This window comes from Litorivivens lipolytica, assembly GCF_014191715.1.
Classification (GTDB): domain Bacteria; phylum Pseudomonadota; class Gammaproteobacteria; order Pseudomonadales; family Spongiibacteraceae; genus Litorivivens; species Litorivivens lipolytica.
This window is the reverse complement of the sequence record NZ_JACHWY010000003.1, coordinates 49,460-61,929: the sequence shown is the minus strand read 5'-3', so window position 1 is coordinate 61,929 and position 12,470 is coordinate 49,460. Positions and strand designations below refer to the sequence as shown.

14 protein-coding genes are annotated in these 12,470 nt (G+C 55.4%); 5 read left to right on the top strand and 9 right to left on the bottom strand.

Features of this window, described 5'->3' with window-relative positions:
• Position 1: 1 nt before the first annotated feature.
• Positions 2 to 778 (bottom strand): hypothetical protein, encoded by a 777-nt coding sequence (locus FHR99_RS12440; protein WP_183411033.1) that lies wholly within the window; start codon positions 776 to 778, stop codon positions 2 to 4.
• Positions 779 to 923: 145 nt separating this feature from the next.
• Here FHR99_RS12440 and FHR99_RS12435 point away from each other — a divergent pair, with 145 nt between their 5' ends.
• On the top strand, positions 924 to 1,553 hold the full coding sequence (locus FHR99_RS12435; protein ID WP_183411032.1) for a TetR family transcriptional regulator: 630 nt from the start codon (positions 924 to 926) through the stop codon (positions 1,551 to 1,553).
• On the opposite strand, the gene FHR99_RS12430 is transcribed toward FHR99_RS12435, so the two are convergent.
• Positions 1,537 to 2,028 carry a TIGR00645 family protein gene (locus FHR99_RS12430; protein ID WP_183411031.1) on the bottom strand — a complete coding sequence of 164 codons (492 nt, stop codon included), beginning with the start codon at positions 2,026 to 2,028 and terminating at the stop codon, positions 1,537 to 1,539. The genes FHR99_RS12435 and FHR99_RS12430 overlap by 17 nt on opposite strands.
• A gap of 95 nt (positions 2,029 to 2,123) precedes the next feature.
• Complete coding sequence (locus tag FHR99_RS12425) at positions 2,124 to 2,660, bottom strand: hypothetical protein (protein WP_246386910.1); 537 nt, start codon at positions 2,658 to 2,660, stop codon at positions 2,124 to 2,126.
• A 155-nt stretch (positions 2,661 to 2,815) separates the two neighbouring features.
• Here FHR99_RS12425 and FHR99_RS12420 point away from each other — a divergent pair, with 155 nt between their 5' ends.
• Positions 2,816 to 3,253 (top strand): MarR family winged helix-turn-helix transcriptional regulator, encoded by a 438-nt coding sequence (locus tag FHR99_RS12420; RefSeq protein WP_183411029.1) that lies wholly within the window; start codon positions 2,816 to 2,818, stop codon positions 3,251 to 3,253.
• A gap of 62 nt (positions 3,254 to 3,315) precedes the next feature.
• Positions 3,316 to 5,415: a tetratricopeptide repeat protein gene (locus tag FHR99_RS12415; RefSeq protein WP_183411626.1), complete on the top strand. Its 2,100-nt coding sequence runs from the start codon at positions 3,316 to 3,318 to the stop codon at positions 5,413 to 5,415.
• Here the strand turns inward: FHR99_RS12415 and trhA are convergent.
• The gene (gene trhA, locus FHR99_RS12410) at positions 5,404 to 6,090 is read right to left on the bottom strand and encodes a PAQR family membrane homeostasis protein TrhA (protein WP_183411028.1); all 687 of its coding nucleotides are present in this window, start codon (positions 6,088 to 6,090) and stop codon (positions 5,404 to 5,406) included. The genes FHR99_RS12415 and trhA overlap by 12 nt on opposite strands.
• A gap of 115 nt (positions 6,091 to 6,205) precedes the next feature.
• On the opposite strand from trhA, the gene FHR99_RS12405 reads away from it, so the two are divergent.
• On the top strand, positions 6,206 to 6,550 hold the full coding sequence (locus FHR99_RS12405) for a hypothetical protein (RefSeq protein ID WP_183411027.1): 345 nt from the start codon (positions 6,206 to 6,208) through the stop codon (positions 6,548 to 6,550).
• 75 nt (positions 6,551 to 6,625) lie between these two features.
• Here FHR99_RS12405 and FHR99_RS12400 read toward each other — a convergent pair whose 3' ends face one another.
• The 3 genes from FHR99_RS12400 to FHR99_RS12390 form a co-directional block, all read right to left on the bottom strand.
• Entirely contained in the window at positions 6,626 to 7,198 is a 573-nt protein-coding gene (locus FHR99_RS12400) for an elongation factor P (protein ID WP_183411026.1), read from the bottom strand.
• Between the two features lie 21 nt (positions 7,199 to 7,219).
• Positions 7,220 to 8,410 (bottom strand): elongation factor P maturation arginine rhamnosyltransferase EarP, encoded by a 1,191-nt coding sequence (gene earP, locus FHR99_RS12395; protein ID WP_183411025.1) that lies wholly within the window; start codon positions 8,408 to 8,410, stop codon positions 7,220 to 7,222.
• A gap of 68 nt (positions 8,411 to 8,478) precedes the next feature.
• Positions 8,479 to 8,712, bottom strand: coding sequence for a hypothetical protein (locus tag FHR99_RS12390; protein WP_246386907.1), 234 nt, complete (start codon positions 8,710 to 8,712; stop codon positions 8,479 to 8,481).
• Positions 8,713 to 8,929: 217 nt separating this feature from the next.
• On the opposite strand from FHR99_RS12390, the gene FHR99_RS12385 reads away from it, so the two are divergent.
• Positions 8,930 to 9,799, top strand: coding sequence for a methylated-DNA--[protein]-cysteine S-methyltransferase (locus tag FHR99_RS12385; RefSeq protein ID WP_183411024.1), 870 nt, complete (start codon positions 8,930 to 8,932; stop codon positions 9,797 to 9,799).
• Here the strand turns inward: FHR99_RS12385 and dbpA are convergent, their stop codons facing one another.
• Positions 9,800 to 11,185 (bottom strand): ATP-dependent RNA helicase DbpA, encoded by a 1,386-nt coding sequence (dbpA, locus tag FHR99_RS12380; RefSeq protein WP_183411023.1) that lies wholly within the window; start codon positions 11,183 to 11,185, stop codon positions 9,800 to 9,802.
• Positions 11,186 to 11,254: 69 nt separating this feature from the next.
• The gene (locus FHR99_RS12375; RefSeq protein ID WP_183411022.1) at positions 11,255 to 12,460 is read right to left on the bottom strand and encodes a winged helix-turn-helix domain-containing protein; all 1,206 of its coding nucleotides are present in this window, start codon (positions 12,458 to 12,460) and stop codon (positions 11,255 to 11,257) included.
• Positions 12,461 to 12,470: the final 10 nt, after the last annotated feature.

The following is a 12,470-nucleotide window of genomic DNA, read 5'->3' as shown; positions in this document are numbered from 1 at the left end:
ATTACGGTGCTCCTGACGCGAGCGTTTCCGCTTTGACGCGCTGCACCAGTAACCACAATCCGCCGATGGCGGCGGCCGGACTCAGCACCGACCACTGCAGATTGAGCCCGACCCATTTCAACCAGAAGCCCCAGGCGCCATCCTCAAGATTGCGGTAGTCCACCAATATCTCACCCAGATAAATAACCGAGGTATTGCCGTAAAAGGCGCCCCAGTTCGCCAGTATTGCCATGCCCAGTGCGGTTTTATAACGCTTGCCTTTAGCGAGCCACCAGGCTGCTAATAGCTCGAAGAAACCTGAATGCGACAGCAGCGCTTCGTGAGCCAATTGCGCCTCGTGAGGGCGCATATAGCGTGTGTCGGCAACGGAATAGAGCCACCAGGGCCAGAAAATCAGTTGGTCTGGCTGCAGTTCCGACCCGAGTTGGTAGAGGTATTCCACCTTCATATACACCGCTGGAAGCTCCCAGCCAATCTGGGCGCCGCCGCTCGTTATCAGCCAGATCACCAGAAATTCATGCCATTTCTGCGTCCATGTTCGGGTTTCGCCGGGGTTGTCGACAAAGGCAAACAGGGCTGCCCAGTAGCCGATAAACAGACTGATCGATACATATTTATCGGCGGGAGACGGGGCGATTACACCGGTGAGAATCAGTGTCCAGGCGATACAAAACGCGCCGGGGACCATGATGGCGGAAGCGATATAGGCCGAGTGGCGAATATTGAATCCGGTGTGCGGGCTGCTGGCCTGCCAGTCGAGTAGTGAGGGTGTGCTCATAGGTGTCACGCTCTGTGGCTTATCTGACATGTGTGTACGATTGATTTAGTCTGACATTCATATCAGATAATCGTCAAGTGGAAAGACGTCAGGGCGCTGCCCGCGTATACTCGACGTTTTAACAAATTGGGTTTAGAGGCTCATTGTGCCGGCAGCAAAAGCGCAGACATCAGCCAGGGCGAAGAAGCGCCCCGGTCAGGAAGAGCAGGCCAAGGTGATACTGGAAGCGGCGGTCGAGCTGTTTGGCGAGCGCGGTGCCAAAGGCGTATCGGTATCGCAGATCTGCCAGCGGGCTGCGGTCTCGCGGGATACCTTTTACCGCTGCTTTGCGGATAAAGATGCCGTTATCTATCAGCTCTACCAAAGCTCCATCAACGACCACGTGGAGTCCGTGCTAAAAAGCTGGGAGTTGGACTACAGCAATCGGGCCTGGCTGGAAGAGGTCTGTAACCGCACCGTCGACGGCATTCTGGCCCAGCACAAAATTGCCCGGTTCCTGTTTGTGGAGTCTGCTGATCCGGAATCCCATGCTGCCGAAGTAATCAACCGGGCGTATGATCGCGCCGCCCGGCGCCTGCAGCGCTGGTGTCGGCAGAATCAGCAGAGTGTGCCGTCGCGGGAATACTTTGTCGCGCTGCTGGTGGCCACCCAATGGCTGGTGCACAACGCGATTAACAAGGGGATGGCGCCGCGTGAAGTCACCAAGGCCAAGGAGGCGACGGTGCAGTTGTTCTACGCGGCGTTGGCCGATCAGCCCATCAGTGGTGGCGGGTGATCTTGTCGAGGTAGCCCATGGCAAAGGCTGAGGCCACAAAGGTCAGGTGGATGATCACGTACCATTTCAGGTAGGTAGGGTCGATATTCTCGGTATTCACAAACACCTTCAGCAGATGAATCGACGAGATGGCGACGATGGAGGCGGCCACTTTATTTTTTAGGGTGCCTGAGTCGACCTTACCGAGCCAGCTCAGCTTTTCCTTGTCGTCGGAGATATCCAGTTGCGAGACAAAGTTCTCGTAGCCACTGAACATCACCATCACGACGAGGCCGCCCACCAGCGCCATGTCGACCAGTGACAGCACCAGCAGAACAAGATCGGCTTCCTTGGTTTCCAGAATAATCGGCAGGTAGTGAAATACTTCCTGAAAGAATTTGATGCCCAGCATCAGCAGGGCCAGACTCAGACCGATATAGATCGGCGCCAGAATCCAGCGGGCACCGTACATCAGGTTTTCAACAAAACGTTCCAACGTATCCTCCAGCGGAGCTCAACGACAAAGCCGCAATTATATAGGCTTTGCCGGTGGGTAAAAGGCCGTGTTGGCCTTTTACTGTTGGAGTTCGATCACTGTAGAAACGGCTTGAGGTGATCGAGCAGTTGACGCTCGGCTTCGCTAAGGGGTTGAGTTTGCTCGCAGCGTGGATCAACTTTCTGAACTACCTTTATCATCGCACCAGTCAGCGGAATAGGGTCGCAGCCATGGCCGGTCTCACAGATCATGTCCCACTGGGGTTCGGCTTTGGCATGACACTCCAGACAATTACCGCCGAAGCGGTTTTTAACGTCTTCAAAGCCCCGAGTCACAATCTCGCTACCCGCGTCGCTCACTTTCAATTCGAAAAACTCCCAGTCGTTAGTGGCCGGGCTGACGCCTTTCGGGTGTTTGACCATCACTTCAGTGGGAACCAGCTGAACCACACTACCGGCGGGATAGGTTGCACCTTTGGGGGCTTCTGCGGCGGCTTGGGTTGCCTCCAGGTCACCGTTCAGGTTATCGATAAAAAAGCCGCGCACGGGTGTCATTTCGCTCAGGCAATCAAAGTCGGTTGCTTCAATATCCAGCGCCGTCGGTTGCGCATGCAAGGGTGACAGCAGCGCCATTAACAGTCCTGCAAGCATAAGATGTCGGTTCATGGTCGGCCTCGGAATTTAGGTTGACGGCAAATAGTTTGTGCGCAATATAAATTACCGGGTGCTGGCTGTCAATCTGTTTGCGCACAAAGTAAAATGTGGCAGGTGCTGTCTTCGGTGTGTTTATGTCCTATCTTAATCTTGATGTTCAGATCTGCCACTCCCTGTACTCGGCGACGAATGCGCTGATCCGCGCGTATCGCCCCCTGCTGGAACCTCTGGGTTTAACCTACCCCCAGTATCTGGTGATGTTGAGCCTGTGGCAGGAGGACGGTGTCTCGGTGAAGCATTTGGCTGAACATACGCGACTGGACTCGGGCACCCTGACACCCATTCTGAAGCGGCTGGAGAGCAAGGGTTGGCTGCAGCGGGTCGTGTCAGACCAAGATGAACGGCAAAAATCGATTCAGCTGACAGCGGCCGGCCGGCGCCTGAGAAAAAAAGCGGAATCGATTCCGGAAACACTGGCCTGTCAGGTGATCGGCAATCCCGAGGAGGCCCTGCAGCTGAAAGCCCTGTGTGAATCGCTGTATTCAACCTTGAGTGGCGCAGATAAGCCATGAGGCTATGGCTTGTCCTGTTATTCTTAGTGTCGCTTTTCTTTGTGCCATTGCGCGGGCAGGCAATGTCCGAGGATTGCGCTAGCTGCCATCCCGCTGAAACAAAACACTGGCAACAGTCCCATCACGCTCGCGCCATGTTGCCCGCCTCTGCCGACAGCGTTCTTGCGGAGTTTGACGGTTCGGTAACGCGTTTCAATGGGCAAGCTTTCCGGTTTATTTATCAGAATGAGCAGTATCAGGTCCGCGTGGGTGAGGGCAATGAGGCCGTCACTTACCCAATAGATTACGTGTTCGGTTTCGTCCCCCTGCAGCAATATCTGGCGCGTTTGCCGGGCGGGCGTTATCAGGCAATTCCGGTGGCCTGGGATACGCGGCCTAAAGGGAAAGGTGGTCAGCGCTGGTATGCCCTGGATTCGGATTTGAACTGGGATCACCCCGGCTTTACCTGGAATACCTCCTGCGCCGAGTGTCATTCGACTAAGCTCGAAAAAGGCTACCAGCCATACTCCAATACCTTTGTTACGCACTTTGACGCGGTCAATATCACCTGCGCTGCCTGTCATGGTTCGTCTGAGGGCCACCAACAATGGCTGGCGGCGGGCCAACCGGCACAGTCACATGCGGGTTTCTCGGCGACCTTGAAAGAGCGTGGACAGTGGTTGTGGCTTGAGGGGGAAACTATCGCCCGGCGGCAGGGCGAACCGGCCGGGCGGCAGTTGTCGAGCTGCGGCCAGTGCCATTCACTGCGGCAAAACATTGGCGAGTGGCACCCGGATACCCGTCTCACCGATCACGCCACGTTGACCTTGCCTAATCCGCCTCACTACCATGCCGACGGGCAGATTCGCGAAGAGGTTTTTGTTATGGGGTCGTTTCTGCAAAGCCGCATGCATGGCGCCGGCGTGGTATGCAGCAACTGTCACGAGCCTCACAGTGGTGAACTGCGCGCGGAGGGCGACGCCGTCTGTCTGCAATGTCATCAACCCGCGACCTATTCGGCGACAACGCATCACCGTCACCAGGTGAGCGATATGCATTGTGTCGACTGCCATATGCCCGCTACGGTTTATATGGGAGTCGATGCCCGGCGCGACCATCGCTTTGGTGTGCCGGACCCTGAGCTGAGCCAGCAACTGGGTAGCCCCGATCCGTGTTTAAGCTGCCATGCGGATCTTTCACTTGAGGTTTTGCAGGCCCGCCTTCCTGAAGCGGTGACCGAATCGCAGCAACGCGCTCGGACCTTTGCGCGTGTTCAGCGGCAGGGCTTTAGTGACAGTGATCGCTATCGCTTGGACAGCGACTATTTTCCCGATCTGCGGGAAGCCAGCCTGTTACATCTTCTATCTCTCCGAATCGCGACTGATCGTGCGTTGCTGACCAGCCGCTTGAAAGATTCTTCGCCGCTAGTGCGTGCCGCCGCGATCCGGGCGTTTGCGTCGGCGCCTCCAGCAGAACGATGGGATCTGTTGTCACCACTGGTAAACGATCGAAGTCGGGCCGTGCAGATGGAGCTTGTGCCAGCCTTGGCCGGTGCGGTCCCGAGCGCAGTAGCGGCGCCTGTTCGCGAACGGCTCAGCCAGCTGTTCAAAGACTATGAAGCGTTGATGCGTGCGAATACCGACAGCCCTCAAATTGCGGCGAATTTTGCCAACTATCATCTGGCGCAAGGCAGCCCGTCTCAAGCCGAAGCGCTGTTCCTGCGCGCGATCAAACTTGATCCGGGCTTTGTGTATCCCTACCTGCAACTTTCAGCACTCGCTGCCGGTACCCCGGCAGAACTCGACTGGTTAAACAAGGCAAAAGCCGTTGATCAACGTGGAGAGGCGGATTATCAGCGGGCTCTCTACCATGTGCGGCAGCGTGATTATCAACAAGCCTTAGCGGACTTTGAGCAGGCACTTAAAGTCGCGCCGGCGCGAGAAGATTTTGCCTACGCATACGCGATTGCCTTGGAAAATACCGGGCAAATAAATCGGGCACTAACCGTGTTGTCGCAATTGGAAGCGAGAGGTCACGCCACAACGCGCAGCCGTGATCTTCAGCTGCGGTATCTGCTTAAATCCGGGCAAAGGAAAAAGGCCGACGAATTTCTACAACAGTGGCTCGCTCGCGAACCGGATAATCCCACTGCGCGGGAATGGCGGCAGCGTTCAGGCCGCTGACTGGAACGGCAGCACGCCGAGATAGACCGCCAGAAAATGACAGGCGCTGCCGCCGATCACGAAGATGTGCCAGATGGCGTGGTTAAAGGGGATGCGCTTATTTAGATAGAACACCACACCAAGGGTATAAACTACACCACCTGCCACCACCAGATTCAGTGCTGTGGTGGGTAGTGTGTCCGCCAGCGGTCCGGCGACTACCAGTGCCAGCCAGCCCATGACTAGATAGATAATGACGCGCAGCGCCTTGAGGCGGTGGCCCCAGATAAGCTTTAGTCCAATCCCTGCCACCGCCAGTGACCAGATCACAGCAAAGATTGTCCAGCCCGACCCGGCTCGCAGATTGACTAGTAAAAAGGGTGTGTAGGTCCCGGCGATCAAGAGGTAAATGGCGCAGTGGTCCAGCATCTTGAAGGCCTGTTTCAAGCTGGGCCGACGGAAGCTGTGATACAGGGTGGAGCTGAGGTAGAGCAGGATCAGGCTGGCCCCGAAAATACTGAAACTGACCAGCTTCCAGATATCGCCCTCGGGCACGGCCATCAGAACAAGCAGCACGGTACCGGCAAGGCTGAGGGCTGCACCCAGTGCGTGACTGAGGCTGTTGGCCAGGTCTTCAGCGGGAGTGTAGGTGTCGGTAGTCATGGTCTTTGAGCGCGCGGTTGTTATGTGATGCATGGTGACACAGTCGGACTTTGATGCACAGTCGTGATCGGGCTGTGTAATTGCGCTTCAGTAACGGTTCAGTTTCATCGGGTTAGGGTGCAGGTGAGGCTTAACTGAGGACAAGGCCATGAACTACTCAATTTCCACGGCGACAAGTCAACAACGACAATCTGGCTCGCTGATCACCACCATCGCTTTGGTGCTGGCGCTGACCTTTGGATTTAAACCGGCACAGGCCCACGCCGACTCGGACGAAGCAATCGCTGCGCTGTTGATCGGTGCCTCGCTGCTGTTCGCAGCCCATGAGGTCCATGATGATTACGACGACTATGATGAATACTACGAGTCCTACCACCGTCATTCGCATCGGGAGTATCGGCACAAGAAGCACAAAAAACATAAGCACCGTCACCGCCATGCCCGCGGCCATGGCCACGATGATTGTGACGATGACTGGTACGACGATGATTGAAGAACGTGTTGTCAGCGTTTTTAGGGGAGCATGTGGGCGTAGTTGCGCCCACATGCTACTTTTAGTAGAAGGTTTTCAGGCAGGTGCCTTGGCGCGGCATTTGTACTCGGCGGTGCGAGAATCGATCTCGATCCAGTCGCCTGTATTGCAGAAATCCGGGACGCGAATTTCAGTGCCATTAATCAGGCGAGCCAGTTTCATAACCTTGCCGCTGGTGTCACCTCGGGCCGCATTTTCTGAATAATCGATTTGGCGAACGATGGTTGTTGGCAAATCAACCGAGATGACCCTGCCTTCAAAAAATACGGCGTGGCAGACGTCCGACATGCCTTCTACGATAAACGGCAGTACGGATTCAATGTCTTCTTCGCGGAGTTCGTACTGGTTGTATTCCTCGTCCATAAACACGTACACACCGTCAGCCTTGTAGGAAAACGTTGTGTCTTTCTTGTCGAGGGAAATTACATCGACTTTGTCGTCAAACTTGTAAACCGTTTCGGTAGACGAACCGGTCAGCAGGTTCTTGAGTTTGGTTTTCATGATGGCGCTGTTGCGGCCCGATTTGGTGTACTCCGCCTTCTGTACCAGCCAGGGGTTGCCGTCGATCAGGACGACGTTATTGGGTTTGAGTTCCTGAGCAGTTTTCATGATGCCTCCGGCGGCATACAGTCACGAGATATTTCGCGGCGCGAATATTAGCTGTTTTTTCGCAAAGGTCACTAGTTGCTCAGAAAGTTTTTTTTGGCGGGAAAGGGCATCGCACCAAGCGCGAGAACCGGCCTGAATAGCTGGCCAGTGAGCGAGTAAATTGCGCCAGGCCAATGGCAAGTTTTTACCCCGGTTCCAGGTCTGCCAGAAGGCACGGGCTGCGCTGTCTGCCTCAGGGCTAAAGGCTTGATTGTAAAGGGTTAAAAACGCATCCAGTTTTTCAAGGTGTACGCCGTCATCCTGCGGATAGATATGCCACAGCTTCGGCATCCCCGCCCATTGGGCCCGAACAAAGGAGTCCTCGCCGCGTACGATATTCAGATCACAGCACCAGAGTAATTGATCGTAATCATCTGGGCGGACAAAAGGCAGGATGTGAAGGTGGCACTGCCCGCGTTGGAAATGATCCCCGGCACGAGGTGTGGGTTCGCCGAGCCAATAAGCAATATCCTTTACTACCGGTCCTTCAAGAACCAGAAGGTGAACCCTTGTCGAGTGCTGGCTTAACTCCTCAAGCCAGCTTCCCAGTGCCGGGTTTTCATAACTGAACAGCGAGATCAGAAAGTCATTGGGTCTGATATTGATCCCAAATTGTTTGAGCAAGGCACTCCGGTTCTTATCGCTCTGCTGAAAACGGTCGCGTCGGGAAAGCAGGTCTTGCTCTCGCAATAGGCCGCCGGTTTTGTCGGTAAAGCCGGGGAAGAAAAAGAACTTTTTCAAATTACTGCCGCTGGTTTCTTCGACGGGGGACGGTAACAGGTGGCAACCCTCTACCCAGCTTTCGGCGCTCAGGTATTCCAGGTTCAGCCAGAGTGCCCTGCGGGTGATTGAGGTAAGTTGTGACAGGTAGTTTGCAGGCAGCGTGCAGCCAAAGGCTTCGATCACAACGTCGGTGCCCGATGTTTCAATTCCCGATTCTGTCCAGTGCTGAATCACAATACCGTCTAGGGATTGGCGTTCGACATTTGTGTCCAACTCGGACAGCAACCGCCCCAATACCGCGAGATCATCGATAAACAGCGTAACCTGTTGCCCCTGTTCGCGGACCAACTGTCTGGCTAGTCGCCAGCAGATGCCGGCGTCACCAAAGTTATCGACTACCCGACAGAAGATATCCCAGCGAAGGGAGGGGGAAGTGAGTGAATCAGCCACTGGCGTGACCCGAGCGGAGGAAAAGGGCGGCTATTCTAGCAGGTAAGTTTCCGTCTGCTGAACGGTTTTTACTGCAGCCTCTGATTCCAGCGGCCGCCGTGCTGAGCCTCGCAGTTTTCTTCCGTATCAAAGGATAGCTGGCGACGAATATCCTTAAGGGGAATGTCGATTCTGGCCAGCTCTTCGGCGATGATCCGGGCAAGCGCATCGGTGTCGGCGGCCTTCAGTTCGGCATTGCTCTGGTACACGCACAGTACCGACAGGGATTGTGGGAAACGGTCGTAGTAGACCGTATGCGTCAACCACTGAAAGCCATCGCCGCGTTCCAGAGCACGCTCACAGGCCTCAGTCAGCGCCTCCCGAATGGCCTTGTCCTTTTTCTTGTCGCTCTTTCTGATAACTAAGACCCTTCTGTTTTGTTCAGAGGCAATATTTAGACGCCGGAGTTCGCAAGAACCGGGTCGCCCACATTTTTGGAGTGGTATACAGTAGCTGGAGTTTCTGTATAGACGGGTCGCTATGGTTGCTCTTCGTTCGGTAAAAGTAAACTCCAACCAGATGAATTATCAGCGGGTAGAGAAAGCCATTGAATACCTTCTGATTCACCATCGAGAGCAGCCTTCACTCGATAGGCTCGCTGCTATTGTCAATCTGAGTCCATCGCACTTTCAGCGCTTGTTTACCGACTGGGCCGGTGTCAGCCCGAAAAAATTTATCCAGTACCTGAGTTTGTCACATGCCAAAGCGATACTGGCGCAGCAAGGGGCTTCTGTTATGGAAGCCGCGCACATTGCGGGGCTTTCCGGTAGCGGCCGGCTGCACGATCTATTTGTGTCGATCGAGGGTATGACGCCGGGGGAGTTTGCTCGCGGCGGGGAGCAACTGACGATTGACTACAGCTATGAAGCCAGTCCCTTTGGCTCGCTGCTGGCAGCTGCCACCCCAAGGGGTATCTGCCACTTAATGTTCTTTGACGATAAGGATCAGGCGCTTGAAGAACTGCTAGCCCGTTTCCCGAATGCTCGCTTCCAACAGTTTCGCAGTGCCCATATAAAAAACGCCATAAGCTTTTTTCAGCAGGGTTTGGCGAATCCTTCAGAGATTAAACTCCACCTCAAAGGTACGCCTTTCCAGTTGAAGGTGTGGGAAAGTTTGCTTCGCATCCCCGAAGGGCAGCTCGCCACTTACGGCGCCCTGGCCAGCCAGATCGGTCAGCCCTCGGCATCGCGGGCGGTAGGAACGGCGATAGGCAGCAATCCGGTTGCAGTGATAATCCCTTGCCATCGCGTGATTCAGGCTAGCGGTCATTTTGGTGGGTATCGCTGGGGAGCGCCGCGCAAATCGGCCTTGATCGGCTGGGAAGCAGCGCGGCAAGATCGAGAGGGCTGATCAGGTGATTTTGCGAAGCCGGAATTTGCGGCCTTTCATTTTGCCCTGAGCAATTTGGTTATAGGCCTGATTTGCCCGCTTGCGCGTAACCGCAAGATAGCTGCGGTTGTCGAAGATCTGAATCTTGCCCACGGCGCTGCCTTCAATACCGCCGTCACCGGTCAGGGCGCCGAGAATATCGCCGGGTCGCAGCTTCTGTTTCTTACCCCCGTCGATCTGCAGAGTCACCATGGGCGGTTGCGGTGGCTCCCGCTTTAATACAGATGACGACGGCAGCGGGCGGGCCTCGGCAATTGGATCAACATCTATTTGCAGGGCCGCGACCTTGTGGGCCTCGCGCGCGCTGAACAGCGTTAGCGCGAGCCCCTGACTACCTGCACGGCCGGTGCGACCCACACGGTGGGTGTGTACTTCCGGGTCATGAGCTACCTGATAATTGACCACGACTTCCACGTCATCAATATCCAAACCCCGTGCAGCCACATCCGTAGCCACTAGCACGGTCGCACTCTTGTTGGCAAAACGTGCCAGCATTTCATCCCGTTCGCGCTGTTCCAGATCGCCGTGCAAGGCCAGTACACTAAAGCCCCAGTTCTTAAGCTGTTCCGCCACCGTGCGGACTTCCTGTTTGGTGTTGCAAAACACCACCGCCGACTGGGGTTGGTATTCCAGCAATAATAGTCGAAGTGCGGCACGGCGTTCGTCATTGCTTTCAATCTGATAGAAGTTTTCGGGAATGCTCTGTGCATCGTGGCCGGTGTCGACGGTAATCATCGTCGGCTCGGTCAGAACTCGGCTGGCCATGGCCTGAATCGCATCGGGGTAGGTGGCGCTGAATAATAGATTCTGACGCTTTTTCGGTAGCTGGGCGATGATCTTGTCGAGGGTTTCCTCAAAGCCCATATCGAGCATGCGGTCTGCTTCGTCTAATACAAAACAATTGATGTCGCGGGTTTTCAGGGAGCCCTTGCGCAGATGTTCTTCCACCCGGCCCGGTGTGCCCACAATAATATGGGCGCCGTGTTCCAGCGATCCCAGCTGCGGGCCGAAAGCCGTGCCACCGCAGAGTGTGAGCACCTTGATATTGTGGATGCCGCGCGCCAGTCGGCGAATTTCCACCGCCACCTGATCTGCCAGCTCCCGCGTCGGACACAGTACCAGCGACTGCACTCGAAAGCGTTTCACCTCCAGCCGGTTCAGCAGGCCCAAACCGAAGGCTGCAGTTTTTCCAGAACCTGTTTTGGCGCGGGCGATCACGTCCTTGCCCGCTAGGACAGGCGGCAGGCTTTGAGCCTGAATAGGTGTCATCGAGGTATAGCCAAGAGTGCTCAGATTTTCGAGCAGGTCGGCGTGCAGGGGTAGATTGCTGAAGCTGGAGGCTGACACGGGCTGGTCCTTGGTCGCGGGGGCGGCATTCTAGCAGTTTAGCCCAGCCCGTGCTGATTCGAGTTGGTTTTAGTGATCGAGGGCTTGTAATGCCGCTCGCAGAGGCTGAGTGACCGCGGAGCGTGCCGTCAGTTCGATGACATCGCACTGCTGGAAGCCACTAAAGCGTTTCAAGGTGGCCGCGAGTGCGTCCAGCAAGGCATCATCCGTATTCTGCTCAAAGTGTAGCGCTTTTATCTCCAATGTGCGGCTTTTGCGATGGGCCTTGCAATCCATGCGCCCGACGAAGGTATTCCGGTATAACAGCGGCAGGCAGAAATAGCCGTACTGTCGTTTAGCCTCCGGCACGTAGCACTCAATCTGATAGTCAAAATCAAACAGTGCCTTCAGGCGGTCGCGCTGTATAACCGCGTTATCAAACGGAGAAAGTATTTGTAGCTCGGAGCGAGTACGCGCCGACTTGTGGTCAAGCGCATCATGTGCAGCAAAGAAAATTTCTCCCGACGGGGGTCTCAGCTCGTCAAGGCTCCCCTCCGTCAGGCGTGCTGCTACCAGTGATTTCATTGCTGTTCGCAAGGCTGTATCCCGGCGCAGGTAGGTTAGGCCTTTCAGTGTGACGAGGCCGTGGCAGGCCAGTTGCTGATTCAGTAGGTGTTCTGCGAAGGCTTCCGGTGTCGGGTTTCGAGTATCGATACCTTCAGGCAGCACTCTCTCGGACAGGTCGTAGACTTTCTCAAAACCCTCGCGGCTGGCGACCATTAGATCGCCCTGCATATAAAGTTGTTCCAGCGCTTTTTTCGCGGGTTTCCAATCCCACCAGCCCGCACGTTTGCCGCTTGCCTGTTCCAGATCGCGAGAGCGTAAAGGGCCGTCGCTGCGAATCCGGGCGAGGACTTCGCGCATCAGTTTTTTGTCGGGTGTTTTAAACCAGTGAACCTGCCCGCTTTTGATGGCGTGTTTATAAGGCAGGGAAAAGCGAAAATCCCGAATCGGCAGAAAAGCCGCTGCGTGGGACCAATACTCAAAAATATGCTGTTCACGAAGCAGCTTGTTAAGCATCTCTGGCTGATAGCCCGGAACGCGTGAATACAAGACATGGTGATGAGCGCGCTCAACCACAGAGATGGTATCAATCTGAATATAGCCGAGGTGTTCAACGGCCTTGCGCGCCCCCTGCAGGCCGCGTCCAAAGGGCTGACTCTGGGTTAACCCCTGACGATTCAGCGCCAGCCTTTGCAGGCGCTGCAGGTCTGTTTTGCTTTTTATGTCGATCATGGCGTGAGTT

Bases quoted from the DNA above. Each gene is read 5' to 3' on its own strand.
- FHR99_RS12440 (WP_183411033.1), bottom strand. From the start codon at position 778: ATGAGCACACCCTCACTACTCGACTGGCAGGCCAGCAGCCCGCACACC.
- FHR99_RS12425 (WP_246386910.1), bottom strand. From the start codon at position 2,660: ATGGCGCTGCTGTCACCCTTGCATGCGCAACCGACGGCGCTGGATATT.
- FHR99_RS12420 (WP_183411029.1), top strand. From the start codon at position 2,816: ATGTCCTATCTTAATCTTGATGTTCAGATCTGCCACTCCCTGTACTCG.
- FHR99_RS12415 (WP_183411626.1), top strand. From the start codon at position 3,316: ATGTCCGAGGATTGCGCTAGCTGCCATCCCGCTGAAACAAAACACTGG.
- trhA (WP_183411028.1), bottom strand. From the start codon at position 6,090: ATGCATCACATAACAACCGCGCGCTCAAAGACCATGACTACCGACACC.
- FHR99_RS12405 (WP_183411027.1), top strand. From the start codon at position 6,206: ATGAACTACTCAATTTCCACGGCGACAAGTCAACAACGACAATCTGGC.
- FHR99_RS12400 (WP_183411026.1), bottom strand. From the start codon at position 7,198: ATGAAAACTGCTCAGGAACTCAAACCCAATAACGTCGTCCTGATCGAC.
- FHR99_RS12385 (WP_183411024.1), top strand. From the start codon at position 8,930: ATGGTTGCTCTTCGTTCGGTAAAAGTAAACTCCAACCAGATGAATTAT.
- FHR99_RS12375 (WP_183411022.1), bottom strand. From the start codon at position 12,460: ATGATCGACATAAAAAGCAAAACAGACCTGCAGCGCCTGCAAAGGCTG.